Annotated in this window: 20 protein-coding genes; 10 read left to right on the top strand and 10 right to left on the bottom strand. The window is 60.6% G+C overall.

Translation table 11 applies throughout. The features are described from left to right. Positions 1 to 44: 44 nt before the first annotated feature. The 9 genes from ubiB to AC097P_RS07650 form a co-directional block, all read right to left on the bottom strand. Positions 45 to 1,610: a ubiquinone biosynthesis regulatory protein kinase UbiB gene (ubiB, locus tag AC097P_RS07690; protein WP_479609802.1), complete on the bottom strand. Its 1,566-nt coding sequence runs from the start codon at positions 1,608 to 1,610 to the stop codon at positions 45 to 47. Beyond that, entirely contained in the window at positions 1,607 to 2,158 is a 552-nt protein-coding gene (locus tag AC097P_RS07685; protein ID WP_479609801.1) for a hypothetical protein, read from the bottom strand. The genes ubiB and AC097P_RS07685 overlap by 4 nt, the downstream gene beginning before the upstream one ends. Positions 2,159 to 2,216: 58 nt before the next feature. Next, complete coding sequence (locus AC097P_RS07680) at positions 2,217 to 3,194, bottom strand: Tim44 domain-containing protein (RefSeq protein ID WP_479609800.1); 978 nt, start codon at positions 3,192 to 3,194, stop codon at positions 2,217 to 2,219. A 52-nt stretch (positions 3,195 to 3,246) separates the two neighbouring features. Continuing rightward, the gene (ubiE, locus tag AC097P_RS07675; protein ID WP_479609799.1) at positions 3,247 to 3,978 is read right to left on the bottom strand and encodes a bifunctional demethylmenaquinone methyltransferase/2-methoxy-6-polyprenyl-1,4-benzoquinol methylase UbiE; all 732 of its coding nucleotides are present in this window, start codon (positions 3,976 to 3,978) and stop codon (positions 3,247 to 3,249) included. Positions 3,979 to 4,057: 79 nt separating this feature from the next. Beyond that, entirely contained in the window at positions 4,058 to 4,471 is a 414-nt protein-coding gene (locus AC097P_RS07670) for a gamma-butyrobetaine hydroxylase family protein (protein WP_479609798.1), read from the bottom strand. Between the two features lie 41 nt (positions 4,472 to 4,512). Next, positions 4,513 to 6,153, bottom strand: a complete 1,641-nt coding sequence (locus tag AC097P_RS07665) for a ShlB/FhaC/HecB family hemolysin secretion/activation protein (RefSeq protein ID WP_479609797.1) — start codon at positions 6,151 to 6,153, stop codon at positions 4,513 to 4,515. 2 nt (positions 6,154 to 6,155) lie between these two features. Beyond that, the gene (locus AC097P_RS07660) at positions 6,156 to 7,517 is read right to left on the bottom strand and encodes a FecR family protein (RefSeq protein WP_479609796.1); all 1,362 of its coding nucleotides are present in this window, start codon (positions 7,515 to 7,517) and stop codon (positions 6,156 to 6,158) included. Further along, the gene (locus AC097P_RS07655; protein WP_479609795.1) at positions 7,514 to 11,884 is read right to left on the bottom strand and encodes a beta strand repeat-containing protein; all 4,371 of its coding nucleotides are present in this window, start codon (positions 11,882 to 11,884) and stop codon (positions 7,514 to 7,516) included. Before AC097P_RS07655 ends, AC097P_RS07660 begins: the two co-directional genes overlap by 4 nt. 163 nt (positions 11,885 to 12,047) lie before the next feature. Continuing rightward, on the bottom strand, positions 12,048 to 15,971 hold the full coding sequence (locus tag AC097P_RS07650) for a DUF3683 domain-containing protein (RefSeq protein WP_479609794.1): 3,924 nt from the start codon (positions 15,969 to 15,971) through the stop codon (positions 12,048 to 12,050). 215 nt (positions 15,972 to 16,186) lie between these two features. On the opposite strand from AC097P_RS07650, the gene ugpB reads away from it, so the two are divergent. The 5 genes from ugpB to AC097P_RS07625 are packed head-to-tail and all read left to right on the top strand — an operon-like array spanning position 16,187 to position 21,135. After that, complete coding sequence (ugpB, locus tag AC097P_RS07645) at positions 16,187 to 17,494, top strand: sn-glycerol-3-phosphate ABC transporter substrate-binding protein UgpB (RefSeq protein ID WP_479609793.1); 1,308 nt, start codon at positions 16,187 to 16,189, stop codon at positions 17,492 to 17,494. Positions 17,495 to 17,513: 19 nt separating this feature from the next. Continuing rightward, positions 17,514 to 18,395 carry a sn-glycerol-3-phosphate ABC transporter permease UgpA gene (gene ugpA / locus AC097P_RS07640; protein WP_479609792.1) on the top strand — a complete coding sequence of 294 codons (882 nt, stop codon included), beginning with the start codon at positions 17,514 to 17,516 and terminating at the stop codon, positions 18,393 to 18,395. After that, on the top strand, positions 18,395 to 19,246 hold the full coding sequence (gene ugpE, locus AC097P_RS07635; protein WP_479609791.1) for a sn-glycerol-3-phosphate ABC transporter permease UgpE: 852 nt from the start codon (positions 18,395 to 18,397) through the stop codon (positions 19,244 to 19,246). The genes ugpA and ugpE overlap by 1 nt, the downstream gene beginning before the upstream one ends. A 60-nt stretch (positions 19,247 to 19,306) precedes the next feature. Then, entirely contained in the window at positions 19,307 to 20,323 is a 1,017-nt protein-coding gene (gene ugpC / locus AC097P_RS07630; protein WP_479609790.1) for a sn-glycerol-3-phosphate ABC transporter ATP-binding protein UgpC, read from the top strand. Then, on the top strand, positions 20,320 to 21,135 hold the full coding sequence (locus AC097P_RS07625) for a glycerophosphodiester phosphodiesterase family protein (protein ID WP_479609789.1): 816 nt from the start codon (positions 20,320 to 20,322) through the stop codon (positions 21,133 to 21,135). Before ugpC ends, AC097P_RS07625 begins: the two co-directional genes overlap by 4 nt. A 6-nt stretch (positions 21,136 to 21,141) precedes the next feature. Here AC097P_RS07625 and AC097P_RS07620 read toward each other — a convergent pair whose 3' ends face one another. Continuing rightward, a complete protein-coding gene (locus AC097P_RS07620) occupies positions 21,142 to 21,411 on the bottom strand; it encodes a hypothetical protein (RefSeq protein WP_479609788.1) in 270 nt (89 codons plus the stop codon). Between the two features lie 87 nt (positions 21,412 to 21,498). Between AC097P_RS07620 and hemA the strand changes: the two genes are divergently transcribed. From hemA to grxD, 5 genes are all read left to right on the top strand, one after another. Continuing rightward, complete coding sequence (gene hemA / locus AC097P_RS07615) at positions 21,499 to 22,758, top strand: glutamyl-tRNA reductase (protein WP_479609787.1); 1,260 nt, start codon at positions 21,499 to 21,501, stop codon at positions 22,756 to 22,758. Between the two features lie 180 nt (positions 22,759 to 22,938). Next, a complete protein-coding gene (gene prfA / locus AC097P_RS07610) occupies positions 22,939 to 24,048 on the top strand; it encodes a peptide chain release factor 1 (protein ID WP_479609786.1) in 1,110 nt (369 codons plus the stop codon). Next, positions 24,048 to 24,881 carry a peptide chain release factor N(5)-glutamine methyltransferase gene (gene prmC, locus AC097P_RS07605; protein ID WP_479609785.1) on the top strand — a complete coding sequence of 278 codons (834 nt, stop codon included), beginning with the start codon at positions 24,048 to 24,050 and terminating at the stop codon, positions 24,879 to 24,881. The genes prfA and prmC overlap by 1 nt, the downstream gene beginning before the upstream one ends. A 76-nt stretch (positions 24,882 to 24,957) precedes the next feature. Continuing rightward, positions 24,958 to 25,272 carry a hypothetical protein gene (locus AC097P_RS07600; protein ID WP_479609784.1) on the top strand — a complete coding sequence of 105 codons (315 nt, stop codon included), beginning with the start codon at positions 24,958 to 24,960 and terminating at the stop codon, positions 25,270 to 25,272. 45 nt (positions 25,273 to 25,317) lie between these two features. Next, complete coding sequence (gene grxD, locus AC097P_RS07595) at positions 25,318 to 25,644, top strand: Grx4 family monothiol glutaredoxin (RefSeq protein WP_479609783.1); 327 nt, start codon at positions 25,318 to 25,320, stop codon at positions 25,642 to 25,644. The last annotated feature ends 91 nt before the right edge of the window (positions 25,645 to 25,735 follow it).

Below are 25,735 nucleotides of genomic sequence, written 5' to 3'. Positions count from 1 at the left end.
GTCTCGGACTTCGAGTTGCAAAGCCCTCAATTATAGGCTGCTGGCTAAAACAGTCGAACCCTTATCACCAACTGCATCAGCACCATACCCAGCGCGAAGCCGATGACGGCATACACCAGCCCCTGCAAAAGCCGGTTAGTGCGCCGTTGTTCCACCAGCAATTCCGCCAGCGCATGGTTGGAATCGGACTGGTTGCCACGCAGGTAGTTGTGCAACAGCATCGGCAGCTCGGGCAGCAGCTTGGCGTAGTGTGGCGCCTGGGCCTTTAACTGGTCTATCAGCTTTTGCGGGCCGACTTGGCCCAGCATCCACTGCTCCAGGAACGGCTTGGCGGTTGCCCACAGGTCCAGCTCGGGGTCGAGTTCACGGCCCAAACCTTCGATATTAAGCAGGGTTTTTTGCAGCAGCACCAGTTGCGGCTGGATTTCAACCTGGAAGCGCCGGGAAATCTGGAACAGGCGCATCAGCAAGAGGCCCAGTGAAATCTCCTTCAGCGGCCGGTCAAAGTAGGGTTCACATACAGAGCGGATGCCGGACTCCAATTCGTCGACGCGTGTATTGCGGGGCACCCAGCCTGATTCGATGTGCAGTTCGGCCACGCGCTTGTAATCGCGTCGGAAGAAGGCCGTAAAGTTTTGCGCGAGGTAGTTTTTGTCGGATTCAGTGAGCGTGCCAACGATGCCGAAATCCAAGGAGATGTAGCGGCCGAAGGTCTTGGGTTCCAGACTGACCTGGATATTGCCCGGATGCATGTCTGCATGGAAAAACCCGTCCCGAAAAACCTGGGTGAAGAAAATCGTCACCCCATCGCGCGCCAGCTTGGACATGTCCACGCCGGCTTCGCGCAACTTGTCGACCTGGCTGATGGGTACGCCCACCATGCGCTCCATGACCATGACTTCGGTGGTGCACAGATCCCAATAAATTTCGGGGATCAGGACCAATTGCAAGCTGTCCATGTTGCGCCGCAATTGGGCTGCACTGGCCGCTTCGCGCACCAGGTCCAGCTCGTCGTGCAGGTGCTTGTCAAACTCGGCCACGACCTCACGCGGTCGCAAGCGCTTGCCTTCCGATGACAGGCTGTCTACCCACCCCGCCATCATGCGCATCAACTGCAGGTCTTTCTCGATCGCGACCAGCATGCCGGGGCGCAGCACCTTGACGGCCACGTCCCGCGTCATCCCCTGGCGGTCCCGCAGCACAGCGAAGTGAACCTGCGCAATGGACGCGCTGGCAACTGGTTCGTGCTCGAACGACACGAATAGCTCGCTCAGCGGTTTGCGTAATGCCCGCTCAACGGTGGCCACCGCCACCTCGGACGGGAAAGGTGGAACGCGGTCCTGCAGCAGGGCCAATTCATCAGCGATGTCCAGCGGCAGGATGTCACGGCGGGTCGACAGCAACTGGCCGAATTTGACAAAGATCGGGCCCAGGCGCTCCAGCGCCAGACGCAGACGCTGGCCCCGCGGTGCGTTCAGGTTGCGGCCAATCGTCAGCAGTCGGGACAGCCGACGCACCCAGGGCTTGTCAAAACCACTCAGTACCAGTTCGTCAAGCCCGTAGTGAAAGACGACCCAGACGATGAAGAAGCCGCGGTACAAACGGCTCATGCAGAGGATCCGTCCGCGGTATCGCGCTTGCGGCCCTGGCCCGCAAACTGCTGCACGGCTTGGGCCATGGCTCTGGCGGCCTGCATCATGCCGTGTGCCGGCGCGTCGCCCACCATGCGGGCCAGGTCTTCTTCCAGATCCCAGCGTACATGGTCTATCAGCCAACTGACGTCAGCAGCCAGTTGCACGTCACCTTCAATGCGAACGCCAGGCTTGTCGCCAGCCATCAGGCTTTGGGCAATGGCGAACGGGGATGCTTCGGTGATGACCAGTGATAGATCCGTTTGCGCGTCAGGCACTGCCACATCCAGCAGACCGGCCGGCGTCACGGTGACGACAAAGGTCATGTCGCGCCACTGCATGCGCACAACACTGCCTTTTTGCCGCGTCAACCGTTCCATGGCCGCAGGTTCCTGCATCAGCACATGGTTGAGCAGCAGGACGATGCGGCGGTGCACCTCGTCGATGGCCCAGGCGGGCGGCGCGAACGGGAGACTGAAGTTCTGGAGGAGACCCTCCAGCATAGAAAAAGGGGACTGTGTTGCCATAGTCCCCATTATTCCCTGAATCAGGTGTGTGGCCGCGAACACCACGGCCACTAACGTACTACTGCAGCGCCTGTACGCCCGCCACCAACCAGCCACGGCTGCCGTCCAGCGGCTTGCTCATGTTCCAGACCTCGCGGAATGGACTTGGGCCGGCCGAGGGTTCTTCGCGGATCATGCCGGAAAACTCCACACTGGCCAGATACTCCTCGCTCGTCTCCTCTATGCCCAGTAGCCGGGCTTCAAGCATCACCACATCGGTTCGATTGGTATTGGAGCCATGCTGCACTTCACGCTCCGCCAATTGGGCCTGGATCTCGCGCAGCATCGTGTCCGTCATCATGGCGCGCAGGGCCGGTATATCCGACTTGTCCCAGGCCACCTGCAGTGTCACGAAATTGGTTTTGGCGGCAGCCAAAAAACCATCTGTGTCGAAGCCAGCCGGAATGCCCCAACTCTGCGAGCCTTTCAGCGCGGAGCCGATCATGGAACCCCCGGTGGGGTTAGTGGCTTCAAAGGCCATACTGCTGCGTTCCCAGGGCCGTGCCGAAGCGTCGTTGCCAACGTTCTCGGGGCGATAGGGCTTGGCGTCGCCCACCGGCAGCGAGCCGGTAGTTCCAGCCCCCTGGAACGCAAACGGCCCGGCCTGAGGGGCTGCTGATGCGGCGCGGCGGCGCATGAACCAGCCTATGCCCACGAACAGCGCAACGGCGAGCAGTGCAAACATCAGGAATCCGCCCATGCCGGCGCCCAGGCCCAGCGAATGCGCAAGCCAGGCCAGGCCCAGTCCCGCGGCCAAACCGCCCAGCATGGCGCCCCAGGGGCGCTTGGCCGGGGCCGCAGCGGCGGCTGGAGGCGTGTTCGGTTTGGGTGCAGCATTGTTAAAGCCCTGGCTGGGCGCGGCTGGCGCTGCATCGCGTTGCGTGACATTAGACGATTGTTTGCCAACCGACCCGCCGCCACCCAGGCGCCGTGCGGCTTCTGCATTGATGCTGGCCATGGTCAGCACGGCAACCAGTAAGACAGTCCAGATTTTCATAGTGACTCCAAAAGACCTCGTTACGTGTGGATAGTTGCGAAACCCGCAAACATCAACACTTGATTCCAACATGCAAGGCTACTACACCGCCGGTGAGGTTGTGGTAATCCACATGGCCGAAGCCCCCTTTGTGCATCATGGCTTTGAGTTCGGCTTGCCCGGGGTGCATGCGGATGGACTCGGCCAGGTACTGGTAACTGGCGTCGTCACCCGCTACCAGTTTGCCCAGCTTAGGCAGCACCTTGAAGGAATACCAGTCGTAGACCTTCTCCAGCGGTGCGGCGACCTTGGAGAATTCGAGCACCAGCAACTTGCCACCAGGTTTGAGCACCCGCTGCATCTCGGCCAGTGCCACGTCCTTGTGCGTCATGTTGCGCAGGCCAAAGGCCACGCTGACGAGGTTGAAATAATTGTCGGCAAACGGCAGCTTTTCGGCATCGCACACCAGCGTGGGCAGCGCCACGCCGGCGTCGAGCAGGCGGTTGCGGCCGGTGCTGAGCATGGCTTCGTTGATGTCAGTGTGCACAACCTGGCCGGAGCTTCCCACCTTCTTGGAGAAGGCCAGTGCGAGGTCACCGGTGCCGCCTGCTATGTCCAGAGCCCTGTCGCCTTCCTGCAAATTGGCCACCATCACCGTGTAGGCCTTCCAGGCGCGGTGCAAGCCCATGGACATGAGGTCGTTCATCACATCGTATTTGGGCGCAACCGAGTCGAAAACGCCGCGCACGTGGCTGGCTTTCTCCGCCTCGTCTACCGATTTGAAGCCAAAATGTGTTGTTGTCATACTATTACTCAGGGTAAAAACAGCCTGCAGCCCCCGTGGGGAGAGCGTAACCAGCTACTATTTTTATAGCAATCTGGATTCAATGGCTGGCGCAGGCATGCCCTGATTTTGCCACCATGGGCGCATCACGGTCGACGCCAGCGGCTTTGAGGCGTTCTGCGTAGTCGTTCCACAGTCGATCCTGTTCGGAGCCCAAGAAATACAGGTAGTCCCAAGAAAAAATGCCAGTGTCGTGCCCATCCGAAAAACGGGGCTGTACCGCATAGTTTCCTACCGGCTCCAGTGCCTCCAGCTCCACGTCGCGCTTGCCAGTCTGCAGAGTCTCCTGGCCCGGGCCATGACCCTGCACCTCGGCCGACGGCGAATACACCCGCATCAATTCAAACGGAATGCGAAACTGTGCGCCGTCGGAGAAATGCACTTCCAGCACCCGTGACTGGCCATGTACCGTCAACGCCTGTGGCGTCGGAGCGCCTGCTTTCAAACCAGCCATGTTGTTGGATTACCTGAAATAAGAAATGAGATGGAAGGCCATTAAAACCGGGCAGACACGTTGACGTGCAACTTCTGGTCGCCGGCTTGCGGCAGGCCGGAACCGGGCACATACGGCAGCGAGCTACCTCCCAGCACCCGACCAAAGTCTGCAGATACGGTCATGGACGGCAGCGTGTAACGCAAGCCTACTCCGGCGCTGGACAAGGAGTCCGATGTGGGCTTGGGGTTCCCATTGGGATTCTTGTTGCTGAGCCAACCTGCGTCCACAAACCCCAGCATGCGCAAGCCGGGAGCCAACTCACGTGTAGTGATTTCGGTTGAGAGCAGCACGCCGCTGTCGCCCGAAAGCGGCCGCTCACCGACGCCACGCACGGATGACGCGCCACCCAGACCAAATTGCTCCCCAGAGATCAGCGCATCTGTGCTGAACTGAAACTGCCCGCGCACGCCGAGCAACCAGCCGTTGAACAGGCCCGTCAGGTAGTTGCCACCGCCCCGCAGGACCTTCCAACTCGCCGTGACAATGCGCGCGTCTTCCGACTGGTAGGAGGCAACATCGTTGCCGGATCCACCCGGCAGATTGCTGGCCACCTCGAGGTTGTAGCCCCACACCTGGGTATCAGCCTCCACTCTCGCGTTGTAGCCCAGGCTGAGAGGCTGGCTGCGCCGAACGAGCTGACCTGGAAACGCTGCCCCATTGATTTGCGTCACATCAAACTGCTTCTGGTCCATGCCCAGGGTGACATAGCTGCGGTAGCCGCCATCTGGCGGCAGGTAGTGGTTGTAGTTCAGGCCGAAGGTTTGGCCGGCACCGGTGCTGTTGAAGGTTCCAAAATTGCCGACAACGTCGGAGCGCGTATAACTCAGGCCAACGACGCCTCCCAAGCGATACAGCGGCACGCGGTAATTCAAGCCGAACTGGCGCACGTCTCTTGGGCGCTCTAGCGAGGTCGTGTACGCCGCCGTCACCTGGTGATCGCGGTCAAACACGTTTGAATGCGTGCCGGACAGCGTCAGGCGATCATTGCCCGTCGCGCTTGACCCAGTATTGCTTTCGCTGATCGAAAAGCTCCAGGGCTTGGACTCCTTGACGATGATGCGCACGTCAATCTTGTCAGCATCCTCCGACTCCTTGACCGCGACCTGCAGTTGCTTACCCTGCGATTCGTTCGCGATAGCCGTCTGAACCGCTAGCGTCCGAAAATTAGGTGCGGTGCCCTCTTTGAGTTCCGGCAGGCTGGCGCGGATATTGGCCTCGCTGTAGCGCTCGCGGCCTTCGATGCTGACCTTGCCGATGACAAATTTCACGATATTGAGTGTGACGGTTTTGCCTACTTCCTGCGGAGGCAATGCTACCCGGTACAGCGAGTAGCCCTTGTCCTTCAACGCGGCCTCCAGCGCGGAAGTCGCTTTTTGCAGGGTTTCAATCGTCGCATCTGTGCGCAGGTAGGGTGCCAATATGCTGGACACCTCGCCATCACCCAGCGGGTTGTCACCGGTGATGTCAAAGCCGCGGATGACAAAGGTGGGGGAAGCAGCCGATTTCGCAGCAGGGGGAGGCGTCTGCTGCTGCGCCATAGTGCCGCTGGACCACATTGCAGCGCAGGACAGCACACCAAAGAGTAAGACACGGGAGCGGCATGGCGTGGGGTCCAAGGGAAGCAACGGTGTATGGCGCATAGTTATCGGCACTGGTTGGTCGGTCGGATGCGATTCTCGCCTAGCACCGTGCTCAGCATGGGGTGTCTGCTATTGGGCATGGGAGTGCGGTCGAACTCCAGGAACAGCGGCGTCAACAGCGGACGTACCGTGTTGCCGTCGACGCCCGCAAAACCGGTTTCTCCGCGACCCAGGTGCAGCGTCTGCCGACCGGTTGCCACCTCGATGTGACCGTCGCGGACAAAAACGAAGAGTCCTTCCTGGTCGTCCTCCACCGCTCCACCGACAAAGAGTTGCTTGGTATCCACCTGTACGTCATCGGGGCGGGGAAGATTCTGCAGCGTGGGTCCGTTCAACGGCCGCACTTCTTTGGGACCTACAAACAGGCCCTCGCCTGCTTGCAGGACCCGGAGCGCCGTTTGTCCGTTGGGTGTGACCTCTATCGTTCCCAGCCAGGTAAACAGGCTGCAGCCCGCGTCGGTTGCACAGTCCAGATCCAGGCCGGTTCCCCGTATACCTACGGTGGCAGTTGGCGTCGTAAAGCCGACGTTGCGGGTGTTGGCCTTGCCCACCAAACCGGTGAGCGCACGCAAAGACCCGCGCAGTAGTGAGACGAGGAATCTACCGTCTTTGGGATTCTTCTCGTCGAATACAAAGCTGTCCACCCTGAACCGAGTCACAGGCCCCAGGGTCAACCGGCTCTCGTCGCGGAACGCCAGCACCGCATTGGCGCTAGAGCCCGTTTCCACGGTGTCACCGGCGTACACACTGCCACCAGGCACTACACGGCGACGAACGCCGGCAGCGTCCACCGCGTTGATTTCGCCAAGGGCGGAGACAAGCTTGGCACTGGCCTGAACGGCATTGTCATGGGGTCTTTCGGGAACCCTGGCCGACTCAGCCTTGCATTCGCTGGTGCAAATTCTGGCGTCGAAATCGGTGCCACGAATTCCCAGTGTCGCGGTGCGGGTTACGACACGGGCCGCGTCGGGTGAATTCTTGGAAATCAGGCCCGTGATAGCGCGAAAACCGCCCCTGAGCAATTGCATCACCATGCTGTTGTCGGGCGCGTTCTCGCGGAACTTGTACTGCTGCACCACCATCTCCGAATTGGGGCGCACCGTCATCCGCGTACCGTCTTGCAACCGGACGATCGCAGACGCACCTTCAGCCGTGGTTACACGGTCCCCCTCCCTCAAAGACAGACCTTTGCCGAGCGTACGCGGGCCCTGCCCCTCGGTTTGGGCGAAGCCGACGCCCCGCGCAAATTCAACCTCGCCAATGCTCTGCGCATGCGCTTGGCCTAAGCCACCGAGAAGACCAGTGACAACTGCGCATGCCGAAATAGCCAGCTGCAAGCGCGGCATGCGTTTGTGATGATTCACGGCCGGCATATTTCGCCCTCCACTACCAATTCGTTCTTTGGCCTGCCGAGCACACCCTTGTCGTCGTGGGTCGTTTGCAGCGCAATTTCAAACTTGTCGAGGAAGGTGGTTACCAAGTTGGTTTGGACAACGGCGTCTTTGACGGGGTCGAAAGTTCCCGGGCGGGTGGGAGGGTCAACCGGTGTGACCGGTGGTATCGGCGTCGTAGGCGTTGCCGGTGTGGTCGGTATTACTGGTATGGCCGGATTAATAGGGTTTGCCGGAGGCGCGCCAACACTCGTAGGCGGTGCAGCAACTGGCTTACCTCCAACGGAGTAGCTGACGGGGGTAGCCCCCGAAGTTGCCGACGTACCCATCGCGAAGGTGCCTCCAACGGCAGCAGTCACCCCAAGCGCGCCAAACACTGCGCCGTTTTGGGTGAGGTTACCTGCTGCTGTCAGCTTCACCGCGCCTCCCGTCGAGGTGACATTTCCGTTCAATAGCATGTCGCCTGAACTAGTCATGTTGGTGGCGGTCAGATTGATGTCACTGCCTGCCGATACGCCACCAGAACCAATGGTCAACGGACTATGGGCGGTTAGTGTGACCTTTCCGTTGGGAGCCGATACCGGTCCGATCGTATTGATCCCCCCTGTGTTGGACACCACGACACTTCCACCCGTGTTGCTGATCCCCTGAATGTTTACAGGCCCGACGTTTGTCAACTCAACATTTCCAGAGCCAATATTGCTAGCTGTGAAAGAGTTAATACGGTTACCAGGGCCGTTAAGCACTGTCCCGGCCGTTGAATTTGTAGTCAGCGAAGCGGTTTCCACACCGCCCAGTTGTGTAATGGAACCATTCAATGCCGCCAGAACCACCGTGCCAGCTTTGAGGTTGCTAAAAACAATTCCGCCGGCTGGTGTTTTAACGTCAATAGATGCCATATCGATAGTGCCACCGGTCTGATTGAACGCACCATTGACTCTCAATGTGCCCAAGCCGCTGACGCTTCCGCCACTTTGTTCAAAGCCGGCGGTGCTGAGTGTGTTGCTGATCTGCAAGGCCCCACCACTTACCAGGATGGGGCTGGCGCTGGTCAAGGACTGCAAACTCGTTGTTCCGACACTTCCGTCAAAAACAATGGGGCCAACCCCCGCCGGAATAATTACGGCCGCCACATTGTCACCGTCCGGCAACGCGTCCCAATTCGAGGCAGAGCTCCAAGAGTTGCCAGAGCCACCACCGGTCCATACTGAACTTGGTCGTTGTGTAACGGTTCCAATGTTGCCACTTGCGCTGGGCACCTGATAACCGTATACCGGTTTACTGCCCAATGCCACGCTGGTGGTGACACCCGTCACACCCATGCCGCTAGCGGTCACGAGCTTTCCGCTACCAACATTTTTGTTATCCAATATGCCCGAGCCAGCAGATATCACAGCGCTGGCAATTACATCCAAGTCAATCGCACCTCCTGTGACAGTTGGCAACGTAGCGCCAGACAAGCTGACGCCCGTCCCCCCGTCATACACTTTGGATACGGAGCCCGTTATCGATGCCGAGCTCAGTGTTAGAACAGGGGCAGTGGCGACCAGCACGCCATTGCCCGTACCTAACACCGTCGAACCGTAGGTAGCATTGACCTGCTTGAATGCCCAGCCCGTAGGGAAGACATTGCTGGTAAAACTGGGAACATAGGCCAACCAGCGACCGCCCGCACCGCTGGTGGTGATGGGTACCGACGCAGACAATAACCCGCCGGTCGTGATCAGCAACACGGCATCACCGGCGGCGTCCGAGCTGATGCCAGGTCCACTCAGCGTGATACCCGATGTGGCCGCCAACCTGACCGCACCGCCCGTAGCTGTGATGCCGGAGGTCGAAGAAATGGATCCTGCAGTCGACTCCAGGATGGTTCCGCCAGCACTGGTAGTGATGGCGCCGCTCTGCGTAATGCCGCCACCTGCCTTCAGCTGGAACGAGTTGGACGCTACCGGACCCAAGCTAATAGCGGTGGAGTTATTCACCGCTACCGCAGCGCCACTGGACACCGTCAGGTAGTTCAAGTTGTTGCCACCGTTGTTCAGTGTCACATTGCCAGTGCCAGCGATGATGTCGACACCCCCTCCCCCTGTCGACAAGGCTCCGGATTGGGATATAGAGCCGTTATTGGAATTGAGCGTTAACGTTGCGCCCGACAAGGTGATAGGGCCTAGAGCAAAAGATCCACTGTTCCAATAGGACACCGGATTGGTCCCACTGGTGGTAATGTTGACCGTTGAAACACTGTTGGAATTGTTGGCTAGGGAAGCGGAAGATGCATTAACTGTCAACGTGCCAGCTGTGATAGCAGCCGTGGATGCCGAGTTTTGCGAGACGGAACCGCCGCTGCTGAGCAATGTCACTGAGCCCGAGCCAGCATTAACGACATTATTGATCTGCACGCCACTGGCGCTATCCAGAACGATGTTTCCACTGCCGGTGGTAACACCGGTGGTAGAACCGACCGTTCCGATCGTTACCGCCGAGCTCCCCTTGAAGCTGATGCCACCGCTGCTCACAGAGGCGGCCAAGGTGCCGACATTGTTTGCATTGTTCAGCGAAACCGCGCCACCCGAATTGATTTCCAACGTGCCAGCGGTGATGCTCCCGCTGGATTGGGAAATGGTGCCACCGGCCTTCAACTTCATACCAGCCGTACTGGAGCTGACATTGGCGCCCAGAAAGATGGAGCCACCGGTGGACTCCAGCGCCAGAGCCGTGTTCACCGAAATAGGGGAGTTGACCGACAAGCTGCCGCTCTGTGCGGTTAGCGACAAAGTATTGCCACCGGCATAGCTGATGGGAGTTGATACGGACAAATTGTCGATGGCCGTCACCGAGACATTGCTGGACCCCAACGCAGTCAACAAATCAGAAACAGCCAAGGTCCCGGCACCTGGGGAAGTAAAGCTAGGACCGCCGACAACGTTGACCGTTGCGCCTGACGATATGTCGATGCTATTTGGATCCAGCAACCATAGACCGGTCTTACCCTGTGCCGCACGGGTATCCACTTTCGCCCCCGCAACTGATAGGGTTTGCTTGCCAGATGTTTCAACAAATCCACCGTCGCCACTCTCGGCACCACCCTGTGCAGAAATCGCTCCGTGGGCTCGCGTAGTGTCGTTCGCCCACAGGATTACACGCCCGCCGTTGCCGCTGCGCGTGGCATCGGCCTTGACCGAGGCCTGCGGCCCAAAGTACACAAAATCCGCGTTCGGTACATCTGCATTTTTGCCTTGGTAATCCCCACCAACCCGTACACGGCCGCCGCCTTGGTCTCCGGACGCATCTATGGTGGCTTGGTCCGTCAACGCGACGCGCTTACCCAAAACATCCACGGTGCCCCCCGTGCTACCGGTAGCCGAGATACGGCCCGAGCCTTCGACATACGCGTCGCCAGTGGCCTTGAGCACAACCTTGCCACCCTTCAGGCTCGCCTCAGTAGCATGTATCTGCCCTGTGTGGCGCAGCGTACCTGCGAAAATGCCAACAGCGCCGCCCTTTAACGTGCCCAGGTTCACGGCTTGGTCTGTCGGCGCCTGCACCTGCAGCTTGATACCTTCGAGACCGCGCCCCGTGATCTCGACTTGGTGGCCAGCCGTCAAAATGGTGGAGCCGTTGGGCGCTTGGACCAACGCTGCCTGACCCGTGTCTACATTGCCACCTAGCAGCACCACATCGCCGCTGCGAGCCAGAACACTGCCCTGCACCGAAACCGCTGCTCCAGAACTGGTGCCGGCGTCGCCAAAGCGCAGACGCCCGGTGAGCGCATCCGCATCCGACATCCTCAAGCTGGAAGCGGTAAACCCCGCGGTGTCTACGACCGCGCCAGCTCCCACCGCTATGCCGGACTGGTTCACCAATACCAGATGGCCGTTGCTCGACAACGTACCGAAGATGGCAGAGGGCGTATTGGTAACCACCCTGTTGATGACCGTACTGGTAGCGTCGGGCTGCTGAAAGTAGGTTGTGTTGCCTGCCGGAATGGAAAAGCTTTGCCAGTTGATGGCAGAGTGGTTGGTGCCAGTGCCGTTTTGCGTGGTCACCTGCAAATGGTTACCACTCGAGACCATGCTGGCCTGCCCAACTACGGCAACTCCGCCCGTGGGATTCGCCTGCGCGCTACCAGACATTGCACACCAGGCCATGGCAACCCCAAGCGCCGAGGCACTGAGATGGAGGAATACACGGGAACTGCGGTGGGTACTGCCCACGCTGACACCACTCGCACTACCAGTAGCCCCTCGACCAGAGGCAATTTCAGCGACCGCAACCATGGCGCCAAGCGCCTGGTTCCAGACTGTCCGATACACATGGTTGAGTGAAGCCCGTGAACTCATGATGTAACTCCAAAAAGCCTCCACCGGCCGCGAGGTAGACGCTAAAAAGATTAAATCACAACACTTCTATTCGTAAACTTGAATTTAAGCGACTACGACCCCCACGTATCAGCCATGTAACCCAGTGGATACATTTCGCAACACATTGCGGATTTTCAAGCTGTTACACCAACACCCGCTCAATCCCCCCAGCATTAGCTGTCGCCACATACTCCGGCAACCACTCTTTGCCCAGAATCTGGTTTGCCATCTCAACGACGATGTAATCCGCCTCCAACAAGCCGGTCTTCAGGTCGTCCTGGTAGCGGTTGAGGCCCATCAGACAGCTCGGGCAAGACGTCAATATCTTGACATTCTGGTCGGCCTGAACGGCGCCGGTTTCGCGCAGGGTCGCCTCGCCCTTGCGGATTTCCTCTTCTTTACGGAAGCGGATTTGCGTGGAGACGTCGGGCCGCGACGTGGCCAAACCACCGCTCTCGCCGCAGCAGCGCTTGCTCTCCAACACACCGTCGCCCACGAGGGCCTTGACCGTCTTCATTGGCTCCTGCAACTTCATCGGGCTGTGGCAGGGGTCGTGGTACAGATAACCGCCGCCTGCTGCGGCGCCCAAGGTTATGTTCTTCTCCAGCAGGTATTCATGGATGTCGACAATGCGGCAACCGGGGAATATCTTGTCGAATTCATAACCCTGCAACTGGTCATAACAGGTGCCACAGCTCACCACCACGGTCTTGATGTCCAGGTAGTTCAGCGTATTAGCCACGCGGTGGAACAGCACCCGGTTGTCGGTGATTATCTTCTCGGCCTTGTCAAACTGGCCCGAGCCGCGCTGCGGATAACCGCAGCACAGGTAACCCGGTGGCAACACGGTCTGCACACCGGCATGCCACAGCATGGCCTGGGTCGCCAGGCCCACCTGGCTGAACAGGCGCTCCGACCCGCAACCGGGGAAGTAAAACACCGCCTCGGTCTCGGCCGTCGTGGTCTTGGGGTTGCGGATGATGGGGACGTAGTCCTTGTCCTCAATGTCCAGCAAGGCACGGGCCGAGCGCTTGGGCAGATTGCCCGGCATCTTCTTGTTGATGAAGTGGATGACCTGCTCCTTGACCGTGGGCGGGCCTACGGTCGCTGGTGGCGCATGGGTCTGTTTGCGGGCCAGCACATTCAGCACGCGGTTGCCAAGGCGCTGCATCTTGAAGCTCAGGCGTGTGGCGGTGCGCGCAATCGCAATCGCGTTGGGACTGGCCGTGCCGATAAACCAGGCCTGGAATTCGGCGGCCGGGCGGTAGGACTTCTTGCCCATCTTGCGCAGCAGGTTGCGCATGTTCATCGTTACATCGCCAAAGTCGATGTTCACCGGACAGGGTGCCAAGCACTTGTGGCAGACCGTGCAGTGGTCGGCGACGTCTTCAAACTCTTCCCAGTGTTTGATGGAGACACCTCGGCGCGTCTGCTCTTCGTACAGGAAGGCCTCCACCAGCAAGGAGGTCGCCAGGATTTTGTTGCGCGGGCTGTACAGCAGGTTGGCACGCGGCACGTGGGTGGCGCACACCGGTTTGCATTTGCCGCAGCGCAGGCAATCCTTGACCGAATCCGCAATGGCGCCAATATCGCTCTGCTGCATGATCAGCGACTCGTGCCCCATCAGGCCGAACGACGGCGTGTAGGCGTTCGTCAAATCAGCGTAGGCCGGGAAGCTGCGGGCTGAATCGGGCTGCAGCCCTCGTGGATCGCGCGTAAGCCGCTCCTGATTTCGTAGCAACTTCCCCTTGTTGAACCGCCCCTCAGGATCGACCCTGGCCTTGTAATCGGTAAACGGCTGCAGTTCTTCGTCGGTCAAAAACTCCAGCTTGGTGATGCCAATGCCGTGTTCGCCAGAGATCACGCCGTCCAGCGAACGGGCTAACGCCATGATGCGTTTGACAGCGCCGTGGGCGGCTTGCAGCATCTCGTAGTCATCGCTGTTGACGGGGATGTTGGTGTGTACATTGCCGTCGCCAGCGTGCATGTGCAGCGCGACCCAGACTCGGCCCTTGAGCACGCGCTGGTGTATGGCAGTGCACTCGGTCAGGATGGCCCCAAATGCCGCTCCATTGAAGATGCCCTGCAACGGAGCGCGCAGCTGCGTCTTCCAGCTGGCGCGCAGGCTATGGTCTTGCAGCTGTGTGAACAAACCTTCCACGCCGTCCAGCCAGCCTTGCCATTGGGTGCGCACATCGGAGATGAGAGCCAGGGCCTGGGCCACGCGGTCTTCCAGCAGCTCGGCCGCCGGGATGTCGTTGGCATCGCCGCCCTTGCTCAGTGGCAAGTTGCCGGCGCTAAAGAACTCCGCCAGCGCATCGCACAGCGCCAGTTTGTTGCGCAGGCTCAACTCGATATTGATGCGCTCAATGCCGTCGGTGTACTCCGCCATGCGCGGCAGTGGGATGACTACGTCTTCGTTGATCTTGAAGGCGTTGGTATGGCGGCTGATAGCGGCTGTCTTTTTGCGGTCCAGCCAGAACTTCTTGCGCGCCTCTGGGCTGATGGCTATAAAGCCCTCGCCGCTACGCGAATTCGCGATGCGTACTACCTCGGACGTAGCGCGGGCCACCGCATCGGCGTCATCACCGGCAATGTCACCAAACAGCGCCATCTTGGGCAATACACCGCGCTTGGATTTGGTGGTGTAACCCACCGCCTTCAGATAGCGGTCATCCAGATGCTCCAGACCGGCCAGCAACACGCCGCTGCGCTTTTGCTCGGCAAACATGAAGTCGATGATCTCCACGATGCTCGGCACCGCATCCTTGGCGTTGCCAAAGAACTCCAGACAAACGGTGCGCGTGTGGGCCGGCATCTTGTGCACCACCCAGCGGGCGCTGGTGATCAGGCCGTCGGTGCCCTCTTTCTGGATGCCGGGCAGGCCGCTCAGGAACTTGTCGGTTACGTCCTTGCCCAGGCCCTCTTTGCGGAAAGACTGGCCGGGAATGTCCAGGCGCTCAGTGCGAATCTTGGTCTTGCCGTCGGCCTTGAAATACTGCAGCTCGAAGCTGGCTACGTCAGCATCATGGATCTTGCCCATGTTGTGGTTGATGCGCGTCACTTCCAGCCACTCGGCCTGGGGCGTCACCATACGCCAGCTGGCCAGATTGTCCAGCGCGGTGCCCCACAGCACAGCCTTCTTGCCGCCGGCATTCATTGCCACGTTGCCGCCTATGCACGAGGCTTCGGCCGATGTCGGGTCTACAGCAAACACATAGCCGCCGCGCTCGGCCGCGTCGGCCACCCGCTGGGTCACCACACCGGCTTCCGTCCAGACGGTGGCAACCTCTCGGTCCATGCCGGGCAAGACTTTCATCTCGACCTCGGTCATGGCTTCCAGCTTTTCGGTGTTGATGACCGCGCTCTTCCACGTCAGCGGAATCGCCCCACCGGTGTAACCCGTGCCGCCCCCACGCGGGATGATGGTCAGACCCAGTTCGATACAGCCCTTGACCAGGCCAGCCATTTCTTCTTCGGAGTCCGGCGTCAGCACCACAAAGGGGTATTCCACGCGCCAGTCGGTGGCGTCGGTTACGTGGGACACGCGGGAGAGGCCGTCAAACTTGATGTTGTCCTTGGCCGTCAATTTGGCCAGCGCACGTTGCGTCTTGCGCCGCAGCGCGCCCACCTCTACCGACGCGGCGTTGAAAGCTTCTACGGCTGCACCAGCCAGCACCAGCAGCTCACCCACCATGGCGTCGCGCTCGGGATCAGCATCGGGCGTGCGGCGTTTCTCCACCTCGTGCAGTCGGTGGTGCAAGGCATCCACCAGCAAGGCACGGCGTTTGGGGTTGTCCAGCAGGTCGTCCTGCAAATAGGGGTTGCGCTGCACGACCCAGATGTCGCCCAACACCTCGTACAGCATGCGGGCCGAGCGACCGGTGCGGCGCTCGCCACGCAATTGGTTCAGCAGGCCCCAAGCCGGTTCGCCCAGCAGGCGGATGACAATTTCACGGTCAGAGAACGAGGTGTAGTTGTACGGAATCTCGCGGATGCGCTCTTGCACAGGCGCTGCCGTGCCGGGTGCCGACAGAAGGTGATTGAGCGAGGTCGGAGCGTTCATCGGGCTGTTCTGTAGCAATCTTGCAGTGAAAGGGGCCGCTGGGGCAGAAGGAAGATGTTACCGCAGCGCAGCAAATCGCCGTCCACCCTGTGGGGAAGACCTGCGCTGCACAGGTTTTCTAATGGAAATCACCAAGGGGAGCGGGTTAACGCATCAAGTCTAATCAGAATGACACACAGCCCGGCTACGATCGGTCGCTTTTCTCAGGAGAACCTATGAAATTGAAATTCGCCGCCATGGCATTGACCCTGGCCGCATCCTTGTCGGCCCAGGCCCAAACCGAAATCCAGTGGTGGCACTCCATGACCGCCGTGAATGGCGAATGGGTCAATGACCTGGCCAAGGAATTCAATGCCAGCCAGAAAGATTACAAGATTCTGCCTACCTTCAAGGGCACCTACGACGAATCCATGACGGCTGCCGTGGCGGCCTTTCGCGCCGGCAACGCTCCCCACATCCTTCAGGTGTTCGAAGTGGGCACGGCCACGATGATGGCCAGCAAGGGCGCAGTAGTGCCTGTGGGCAAGGTGATGACGGACGCTGGTTACAAGTTCGACCCCAAGGTCTACATACCCGCCGTGGCGGGCTACTACACATCGCCAGCAGGCCAAATGCTGAGCTTCCCCTTCAACAGCTCCACAACCGTTTTCTATTACAACAAGGACGCATTCCAGGCCGCCGGCCTGGACGCGGAGAAGGCACCCGCCACCTGGGGCGATGTCGCGTTGGCTGCCGCCAAGCTCAAGGCCAATGGGCACAAATGCCCGATCTCGATCTCTTGGCAGGGATGGACCCAGTTGGAGAGCTTCTCCTCCTGGCACAACGTGGAATATGCCACCAAGCAAAACGGCCTGGCCGGACTGGATGCACGCCTGAAGGTGGCCTCGCCGCTGCATGTGCGCCACATCGAAAACCTGGCCAATATGGCCAAGCAGGGTCTGTTCGTCTACAAGGGCCGCGGCAACGTGCCTGAGGCCAGCTTTGTCTCTGGCGAATGCGCAATGATGACCACGTCCAGCGGTTTCTACGGCAATGTCAAAAAGAACGCCAAATTCGCCTTTGGCCTGGCGCCCCTGCCCTACTACCAGGATGTGCCTGGAGCCCCGCAGAACACCGTCATCGGTGGTGCCAGCTTGTGGGTCATGGCCGGCAAGAAGCCCGAAGAATACAAGGGCATTGCCAAATTCTTTGACTTCCTGTCCCGCCCCGAGGTGCAGTCCGCGAGCCACAAGCGCACCGGCTACCTGCCGATCACGACGGCTGCCTTCCAATTGACCGAGAAATCCGGCTTCTACAAGGAAAACCCTGGCACCGATGTGGCCGTGACGCAAATGGTTCGCAAAGTCACCGACAAGTCACGCGGCATACGCTTGGGCAACTACGTGCAGATCCGCGCGATCGAGGACGAAGAACTGGAGCAGGTCTGGGCTGGCAAGAAGACCGCCAAGGAAGCGCTGGAAGCCATCGTCAAGCGCGGAGACGAGCAATTGGAACGCTTTGAAAAAGCGAATAAACAAAAGTAATCGAGAGAAACCCCCAGCCGTGGAAAAGCGCGTCGTATTCAAGTCCTGGTGGCTGCCCTGGGTGCTGATCACGCCCCAGGTGGCCGTGATCTCCGTGTTTTTCTTCTGGCCGGCCGCCCAGGCGCTGCTGCAGTCGCTGCAGCAGTCCGATGCCTTCGGCACCTCGGTCGAATGGGTCGGCCTGGAGAACTTCCGCAATTTGTGGCACGACGAGTCCTACATGGAGTCGTTTCAGATCACTGCCGTTTTCTCCGTACTGGTTGCCGTGATTGGTTTAAGCCTGTCGCTGGTGCTGGCTGTTTTCGCCGACCGCGTCGGGCGCGGCTCTGGCTTCTACCGCACGCTGCTGATCTGGCCCTACGCAGTGGCACCGGCCGTAGCCGGCGTGCTGTGGCTTTTCCTGTTCTCGCCCAGCATTGGCGTGGTGTCGTATGCATTACGCGAGATGGGCTTCGCATGGGATTCGTTGCTGAACAGCCGCCATGCGATGGCCCTGATCGTCATGGCCGCTGTCTGGAAGCAGATTTCGTACAACTTCTTGTTCTTTCTGGCAGGGTTGCAGAGCATCCCCAAATCACTGATAGAAGCTGCCGCCATGGACGGTGCCCGGCCCTGGCGCCGGTTCTGGACCATACAGTTTCCGCTGCTGTCGCCAACCACATTCTTCCTGCTGGTCATCAACATCGTCTACGCATTCTTTGACACGTTTGCGATCGTCGATGCGGCCACCAAAGGCGGCCCAGGCAAGGATACGGCCATCCTGGTCTACAAGGTATATTTCGACGGCTTCAAAGCCATGGACCTGGGTGGATCGGCGGCGCAAAGCCTCGTGCTGATGGTGATTGTGGTTGCCCTCACCGTAGTGCAGTTCCGCTTCGTCGAAAAAAAGGTGAACTACTGATGGTTGAACGTCGCCCCTGGCTGGACCGTCTGTCCCACCTGATCCTCATCATCGGCGTGCTGGTCATCGCCTTCCCGGTCTACATCACATTTGTAGCGTCCACCCACACAACCGAAGCCGTGGTGCAGGTTCCCATGCCACTGCTGCCCGGCACGCACTTGCTGGACAACTACGCCACTGCACTATCGGGCGAGCGCACCGGCACTGGCTCGCACGCATCGGTGGGCCGCATGATGGTCGTCAGCCTGGTCACGGCCCTGGTCATTGCTCTGGGCAAGATCGCCATCTCGCTGCTGTCGGCCTTTGCCATCGTCTACTTCCGTTTTCCGTTGCGCATGTTCTTTTTCTGGGCGATTTTCGTCACGCTGATGCTCCCGGTGGAGGTACGCATTGGCCCCACCTACCAGGTCGTCGCAGATCTGGGCCTGCTCAACAGTTACGCCGGCCTGACCGTGCCGTTGATCGCATCGGCAACTGCCACCTTTTTGTTCCGCCAGTTCTTCCTGACCGTGCCAGATGAGCTGGTCGAGGCAGCGCGGGTAGATGGGGCCGGCCCGATGCGGTTTTTCAAGGACATTTTGGTGCCGCTGTCTGCCACCAGCATGGCCGCGCTGTTTGTGATCCAGTTCATTTATGGCTGGAACCAGTACCTGTGGCCGCTGTTGGTGACGACCGAAGAAAACATGTACCCCGTCGTCATCGGCATCAAGCAGATGATCTCCGGCGGTGACGCACAAACCGAATGGAACATCGTAATGGCCACCGCCATGCTGGCCATGTTGCCGCCCGCGCTGGTGGTGATGCTGATGCAGAAGTGGTTTGTCAAAGGTCTGGTGGATACTGAAAAGTAAACGTGCTTGCGGTACAGACCGCAGCCAAGCGGAACTCTGTCGCCAACTGAATAGGGAAATATGGCATCCATAGAACTCAAAAACGTCATCAAACGCTACGGCAGCGGCAAGACCGCCAACCAGGTCATCCACGGCGTGAATGCGGCCATTGCCGATGGCGAATTCATCGTCATCGTCGGGCCGTCGGGCTGCGGCAAATCCACCCTGCTGCGCATGGTTGCAGGGCTGGAGGAAATCAGCGAAGGCACCATCTCCATTGGCAACCGCGTGGTCAACGACCTCGAACCGTCTGAGCGCGACATCGCCATGGTGTTCCAGAACTATGCGCTGTACCCCCACATGAGCGTGTTCGACAACATGGCCTATGGTCTGAAGATCGCCAACGTGCCTATCGCCGAGATCAAAGCGCGCGTTGACAAGGCTGCAAACATTCTGGAACTGACTCCCTACCTGGAACGCAAGCCTAAAGCCCTGTCGGGCGGCCAGCGCCAGCGCGTGGCCATGGGCCGCGCCATCGTGCGCCAGCCCCAGGTGTTTCTATTTGACGAACCACTGTCCAACCTGGACGCCAAGCTGCGAGCCCAGACCCGCCTGGAGATTCAAAAGCTGCACCGCGAGCTGGGCATCACGTCGCTGTTCGTCACGCACGACCAGGTCGAAGCCATGACGCTGGCCCAGCGCATGATCGTCATGAACGCTGGAAATATGGAGCAGTTCGGCACGCCCGAAGAGGTGTACACCCGCCCTGCCACGACCTTTGTGGCCAGCTTTATCGGCTCGCCGCCAATGAACCTGCTCAAAGACGCACCCGGGACCGAGCCCGGCACCATCACCGGCGTACGCCCCGAGCACCTGGACATCAGCCACAGCGGCTGGGCCTTGCGCGTGGAGGCCGTGGAAATGCTGGGGGCCGAACGCCTGGTCTACGGGCGCTGGAACCACGTGGACTCCACCGAAAGCATGATCGTGCGGATTGAGGAATCGCAGCCCGTGCCGGCGCTGGGTAGCGTGCTGCATGTCACACCGCGCGCCGACCGCATGCACGTCTTCGACGCCGCTTCCGGCAAGAGACTGTGACCACCACCTTCCCCCCCTGGCCCTACCCCCGCTGGGTGGCCCACCGCGGTGCGGGCAAGCTCGCGCCCGAGAACACGCTGGCAGCCTTCCGCCTGGGTGCCAGCCATGGCTACCGCATGTTCGAGTGCGACGTCAAACTCAGTGCCGATGGCGTGCCATTTTTGATGCATGACGCTACGCTGACCCGCACCACCAATGCATCAAAAGTGCTTGCAGCCCGCATGCAACGCCCACAAGCAGCTCCTGATTCGATAGCACTCCAGACGGCCCCACTGGTCGGCGGTGACATCCCCTGGAGCGCACTGGCGCAGCTGGATGCCGGCAGTTGGCACAGCCGGGCCTACGCTGGCGAGCCGTTGTCGACGCTGGCCAACATTGCCGCATATTGCATGGCCAACGGCTACCTGCTGAACATCGAAATCAAACCCACGCCCGGCACGGAGCGCCACACCGGCGAAGCCGTGGCCCAGCACGCCGCGCGGCTGTGGGCGGACCAGGCCATCAAACCCTTGCTGACCTCGTTCCAAGTGGATGCGCTAGAAGGCGCGCTAGCTACCCAGCCGGAGTTGCCGCGTGGCCTGCTGCTCGATACCCTGTGGAAGGGCTGGCTGGAAACCGCGCTCAGCCTGGACTGCCAAGCCGTTGTCTGCAACCACGCCCTGTGGGACCAGAGCAGCGTTACCCAGGCCCAAAGCGCGGGTTTCAGAACCCTGAGCTACACCGTCAATGACGAATGGGCGGCGCAGCGGCTGATAGACCTGGGCACGGACGGCATCATCACCGACCGCGTGGACCTGTTCAGCCCGGTCTGACAGGTTTTAGCGCCGCAACGCCAGAGCCTGGCTGATGGTGCACACCACCACCATCGCGGCATAGCTGGCCATCTTGCCGTCGTTCCCAAAAAACCACAGGCCCAGGCCCAAGGCCAAGGCACCGGCTACAAAATTCATAGCTGTCTGGGCAAGCAATCCGGGGGCTGCCGCCCTTTTCCCACCAACAAAGGGGCCAAACAGCGCGAGCAGCAAAGCCACTGCCGCCGCTGGTGCCAGGAAGTTGAGGATGTGGTTTAGTTGGTCCAAAGGGCCCATGCGGCGCGGCCACTCAAGGGGCCGTCAGGTGGATGAAGTGGGTCCGATTTTATAATCACGGTTTAACCCCTCCAAAGCTTCTCCCGCATGGCCGTCTGGACCCTAGGCATCAACCACACCACCGCACCCCTGGATTTGCGCGGTCGGTTTGCGTTCGCCATGGACCAGATCGCACCGCATTTGCAAGGCCTGCGCCAGACGCTGCAGCGCATGCCCGAGGCAGCTATCGTCTCCACCTGCAACCGCACCGAGATTTACTGCGCCGGTGAACAGTCCGAGCTGGAGCCCACGCTGGGCTGGCTGGCCCAGTCGGCCGGTATCTCCGCCGACGCGCTGCGCTCTCACACCTACAGCTTGCAGGACGGCCAAGCCGCGCGCCACGCCTTTCGCGTTGCCAGCGGTCTGGATTCCATGGTGCTGGGCGAGCCGCAGATTCTGGGCCAGCTGAAGGACGCCGTGCGTGCGGCCGACGCGGCGGGTGCCCTGGGCACCACCTTATCCCAGATGTTCCAGCGCTCCTTCGCCGTGGCCAAAGAGGTGCGCACGTCGACCGAGATTGGCGCCCACAGCATCAGCATGGCCGCTGCCGCCGTGCGCTTGGCCGGCAATCTGTTTGAAGACCTGGGCAAGGTCAAGGTGCTGTTTGTTGGCGCTGGCGAGATGATCGAGCTGTGCGCCACCCACTTTGCGGCCAAGTCGCCCAAGGCCATCGCCATTGCCAACCGCACGCTGGAGCGTGGCGAAAAACTGGCGTCGCGTTTTGGTGGCGAGGTGATGCGCTTGGCTGATCTGCCGGACCGGTTGCACGAATTCGATGTGGTGGTCAGCTGCACCGCCAGCACGCTGCCCATCATCGGCCTGGGTGCCGTGGAACGCGCAGTCAAGAAACGCCGCCACCGCCCGATGTTCATGGTCGACCTGGCCGTGCCGCGCGACATCGAAGTCGAGGTCAAGGCGTTGGAAGATGTCTACCTGTACACCGTGGACGACCTGGCCGGCGTGGTGCAAACCGCCCAGGCCAGCCGCCAGGCCGCCGTGGCCCAGGCCGAAGCGATTGTGGACGCCGGTGTGCAAAGCTTCATGCACTGGGTGGACCAGCGTGGATCGGTGCCGTTGATCCAGCAGCTCAACGCGCAGGCTGACGAATGGCGTGCCATGGAGCTGGCCCGGGCGCGCAAGCTGCTGGCCAAGGGTGAGGATATTGATACCGTGCTGGAGGCCTTGTCTAGGGGGCTGACACAGAAAATGCTGCATGGGGCGATGGCGGAGTTGCATGCGGGGGACTCCCACGCACGTGAACGGGCGAGTTCTGCGATTCAGCACTTTTTCCTCCGTAAAGAGCGTTAGCTGCGCTGGCGGCTTCCTCATTTTTCCCCCTCTCTCCCCCCGCCCTCTCCCACCCCGCCGGGTGGAAGAGGGAGCTAACAGCCACATTTGGCCGCGTCTTTTTAGTACTGAAGTACACGCTGCCAAGCACGCTGAAACCGCATCTGGTATTTCTAGTTTGCTGACCGCTTTTTTAGTCCTATGAAACCCTTTCTCCGCCAACAACTAGCCCGCTACACCGACCGCCAGGGCGAACTGGAATTTTTGCTGTCCCGCGAGGACATCATGAAAGACATGGAGCAGTTCCTGAAGCTGTCGCGTGAGCACACCGACGTGGCGGCGGTTGCCAGCCGCTGGGCCCGCCACCAGCAGCGCGAGGCCGACCTGGCCAGTGCACAGGAGATGAAATCCGACCCCGACATGGCCGAAATGGCCGAAGAGGAAATCGCTGCTGCCACGGCAGAACTGGCGCAGTTGGAGACTGAACTGCAGCGCATGCTGCTGCCCAAGGACCCGGACGATGTGCGCCCCGCGTTTGTGGAAATCCGCGCCGGCACCGGCGGTGACGAATCCGCGCTGTTTGCCGCCGACCTGGCCCGCATGTACACCCGCTACTGCGACGCCAAGGGCCTGCGCACCGAAATCATGAGCGCGTCTGAAAGCGAGTTGGGCGGCTACAAGGAAGTGGTGCTGCGCATCGAAGGCAGCGCGACCACCAGCGCTGGATCGTGCGGCGCGTATGGCCTTTTGAAGTTCGAATCCGGCGGCCACCGCGTGCAACGCGTGCCCGCCACCGAGACCCAGGGCCGCATCCACACCAGCGCCTGCACCATCGCCGTGCTGGCCGAGCAGGACGAGGCCGAGGCCATCAAGATCAACCCGTCGGACCTGCGCATCGACACCTACCGTGCCAGCGGTGCCGGTGGCCAGCACATCAATAAGACCGATTCGGCCGTGCGCATCACCCACCTGCCCACCGGCATCGTCGCCGAATGCCAGGACGGCCGCAGCCAGCACAGCAACAAGGCCCAGGCCCTCAAAGTGCTGACCGCCCGCATCCACGAGAAAGAGCGCAGCGAGCGCGCTGCCAAAGACGCGGCCGAACGCAAGAGCCTGGTCGGAAGTGGGGATAGAAGCGACCGGATTCGGACCTACAACTTCCCGCAGGGTCGCCTGACCGACCACCGCATCAACCTGACGCTGTACAAGCTCTTGCAAATCATGGAAGGCGACCTGGGCGATGTCGTGGAGGCCCTGCAAGCCTACGAGGCAGCTGAACAACTTGCCGCGCTGGAAGTGGGACTGGGCTGATGGTCATGACAGTGGACCAGGCGCTGCGCCACGCCCAGGTCCTGGGCCTGGACCGGCTGGACGCGCAGTTGCTGCTGCTGCATGCGCTGGGCCGCCCGGCGCATGACCGCGCCTGGCTGCTGGCCCACGACACTGACCCACTGCCCGCCGCTGCCGAGGCCGCATTGGTGCAGTCCCTATTGCGCCGCGCGGCCGGCGAGCCCGTGGCCTATATCACCGGCCACAAGGAATTCTTTGGCCTGGACTTGCAGGTCGACTCCCGTGTGCTGGTGCCCCGCCCCGATACCGAAACGCTGGTGGAATGGGCTCTGGAGGTGATGCCTGCCCCGTCCGCAGCCCCCAAGCGGGTGGTCGACCTGGGCACGGGCAGTGGCGCCATCGCGCTAGCGCTGAAACACGCTCGGCCCGACCTGCAGGTCAGCGCGGTCGACTTCAGCGCCGACGCGCTGGCCGTGGCCCAGGCCAATGCGAAAAGGCTGCGGTTGGATGTGCAATTTGCCCGGGGCAGCTGGCTGGAAGGCGTGCCGCAGGGCCAGCAGTTTGACGCCATCGTCTCCAACCCGCCCTACATCGCCAGCGCCGACCACCGCCTGGCCGCGCTGAAACACGAGCCTTTGCAAGCCTTGGCCAGCGGCGCCGATGGCTTGGACGACATCCGCAGCATCATTACCCAGGCGGTGCACCACTTGCTGCCCGGCGGCTGGCTGCTGCTGGAGCACGGCTACGACCAGGCCGCCGCCGTGCGCGCGCTGATGGCGGGTGCCGGGCTTGCCCATGCGCAATCGCGCCGCGACCTGGCCGGCATAGAGCGCTGCAGCGGTTCTCAACGGTAAATCAAGCTGTAGCCCTCGTAGAATGCGCGTAAGCAGCTAGCAAATCCATAGCAACTCTTCTACAGCCTCCGCCGCCATGAATGCCAACAAAGCGCACTGGTTCATCCTGGTTCTGGTCAATATTCCGGTCTACCTGGCGCTGGGAAAGATCATCTTCAAGGAATGGAGCAGTTTTCTGGAAGCGCTGCGCCTGTGGTCCAGTGCCGACTGGTGGTATTCGCTGGAAAAACAGTGGCGCGAAGACCGCTGGACGACCGTCCAGTTGCCGTTGTTCATTGCGCTGTGCGTACTGCTGGTCGTGGTGGAGCATCTGATGTTCGGCAAGAGCACGCTGGTCAAACCCGCGGCGCAAATAGCTTGCTTGTGCAGCGGCCCGGTGGGTCTGGGATAATGTGGGGCTACGGCCAGTCGGGCCAGATTTTTTGGAGTTATTGCCATGAGCGACACACAACAACGCATTGATGAACTCGTCAAGAACAACGAAGTTCTGCTGTTCATGAAGGGCAATGCCAGCTTCCCCCAGTGCGGTTTTTCCGGCCGTGCTATCCAGATCCTGAAGGCCTGCGGTGTGGACCCCAAGGCCATCAAGACGGTCAATGTGCTGGAAGACGACGAAATCCGCGCCGGTATCAAGGATTACAGCAACTGGCCCACCATTCCCCAGCTGTACGTCAAGGGTGAGTTCATTGGCGGGTCGGACATCATGATGGAGATGTACGAGAACGGTGAGTTGCAGCAGGCTTTGGGTACTCCCGCAGCCTGATCTTTTTCGCAGGACTCGTCACCCGACCCGCAACAGGCATGGGGCGACTGTTCTGCTCCGTGTCCCCCGGCCTTCGGCCTCCTCCTTTACC

The organism is Rhodoferax sp. ZS1R8 (assembly GCF_056521325.1).
This window is presented reverse-complemented; position numbering and strand designations above follow the sequence as displayed.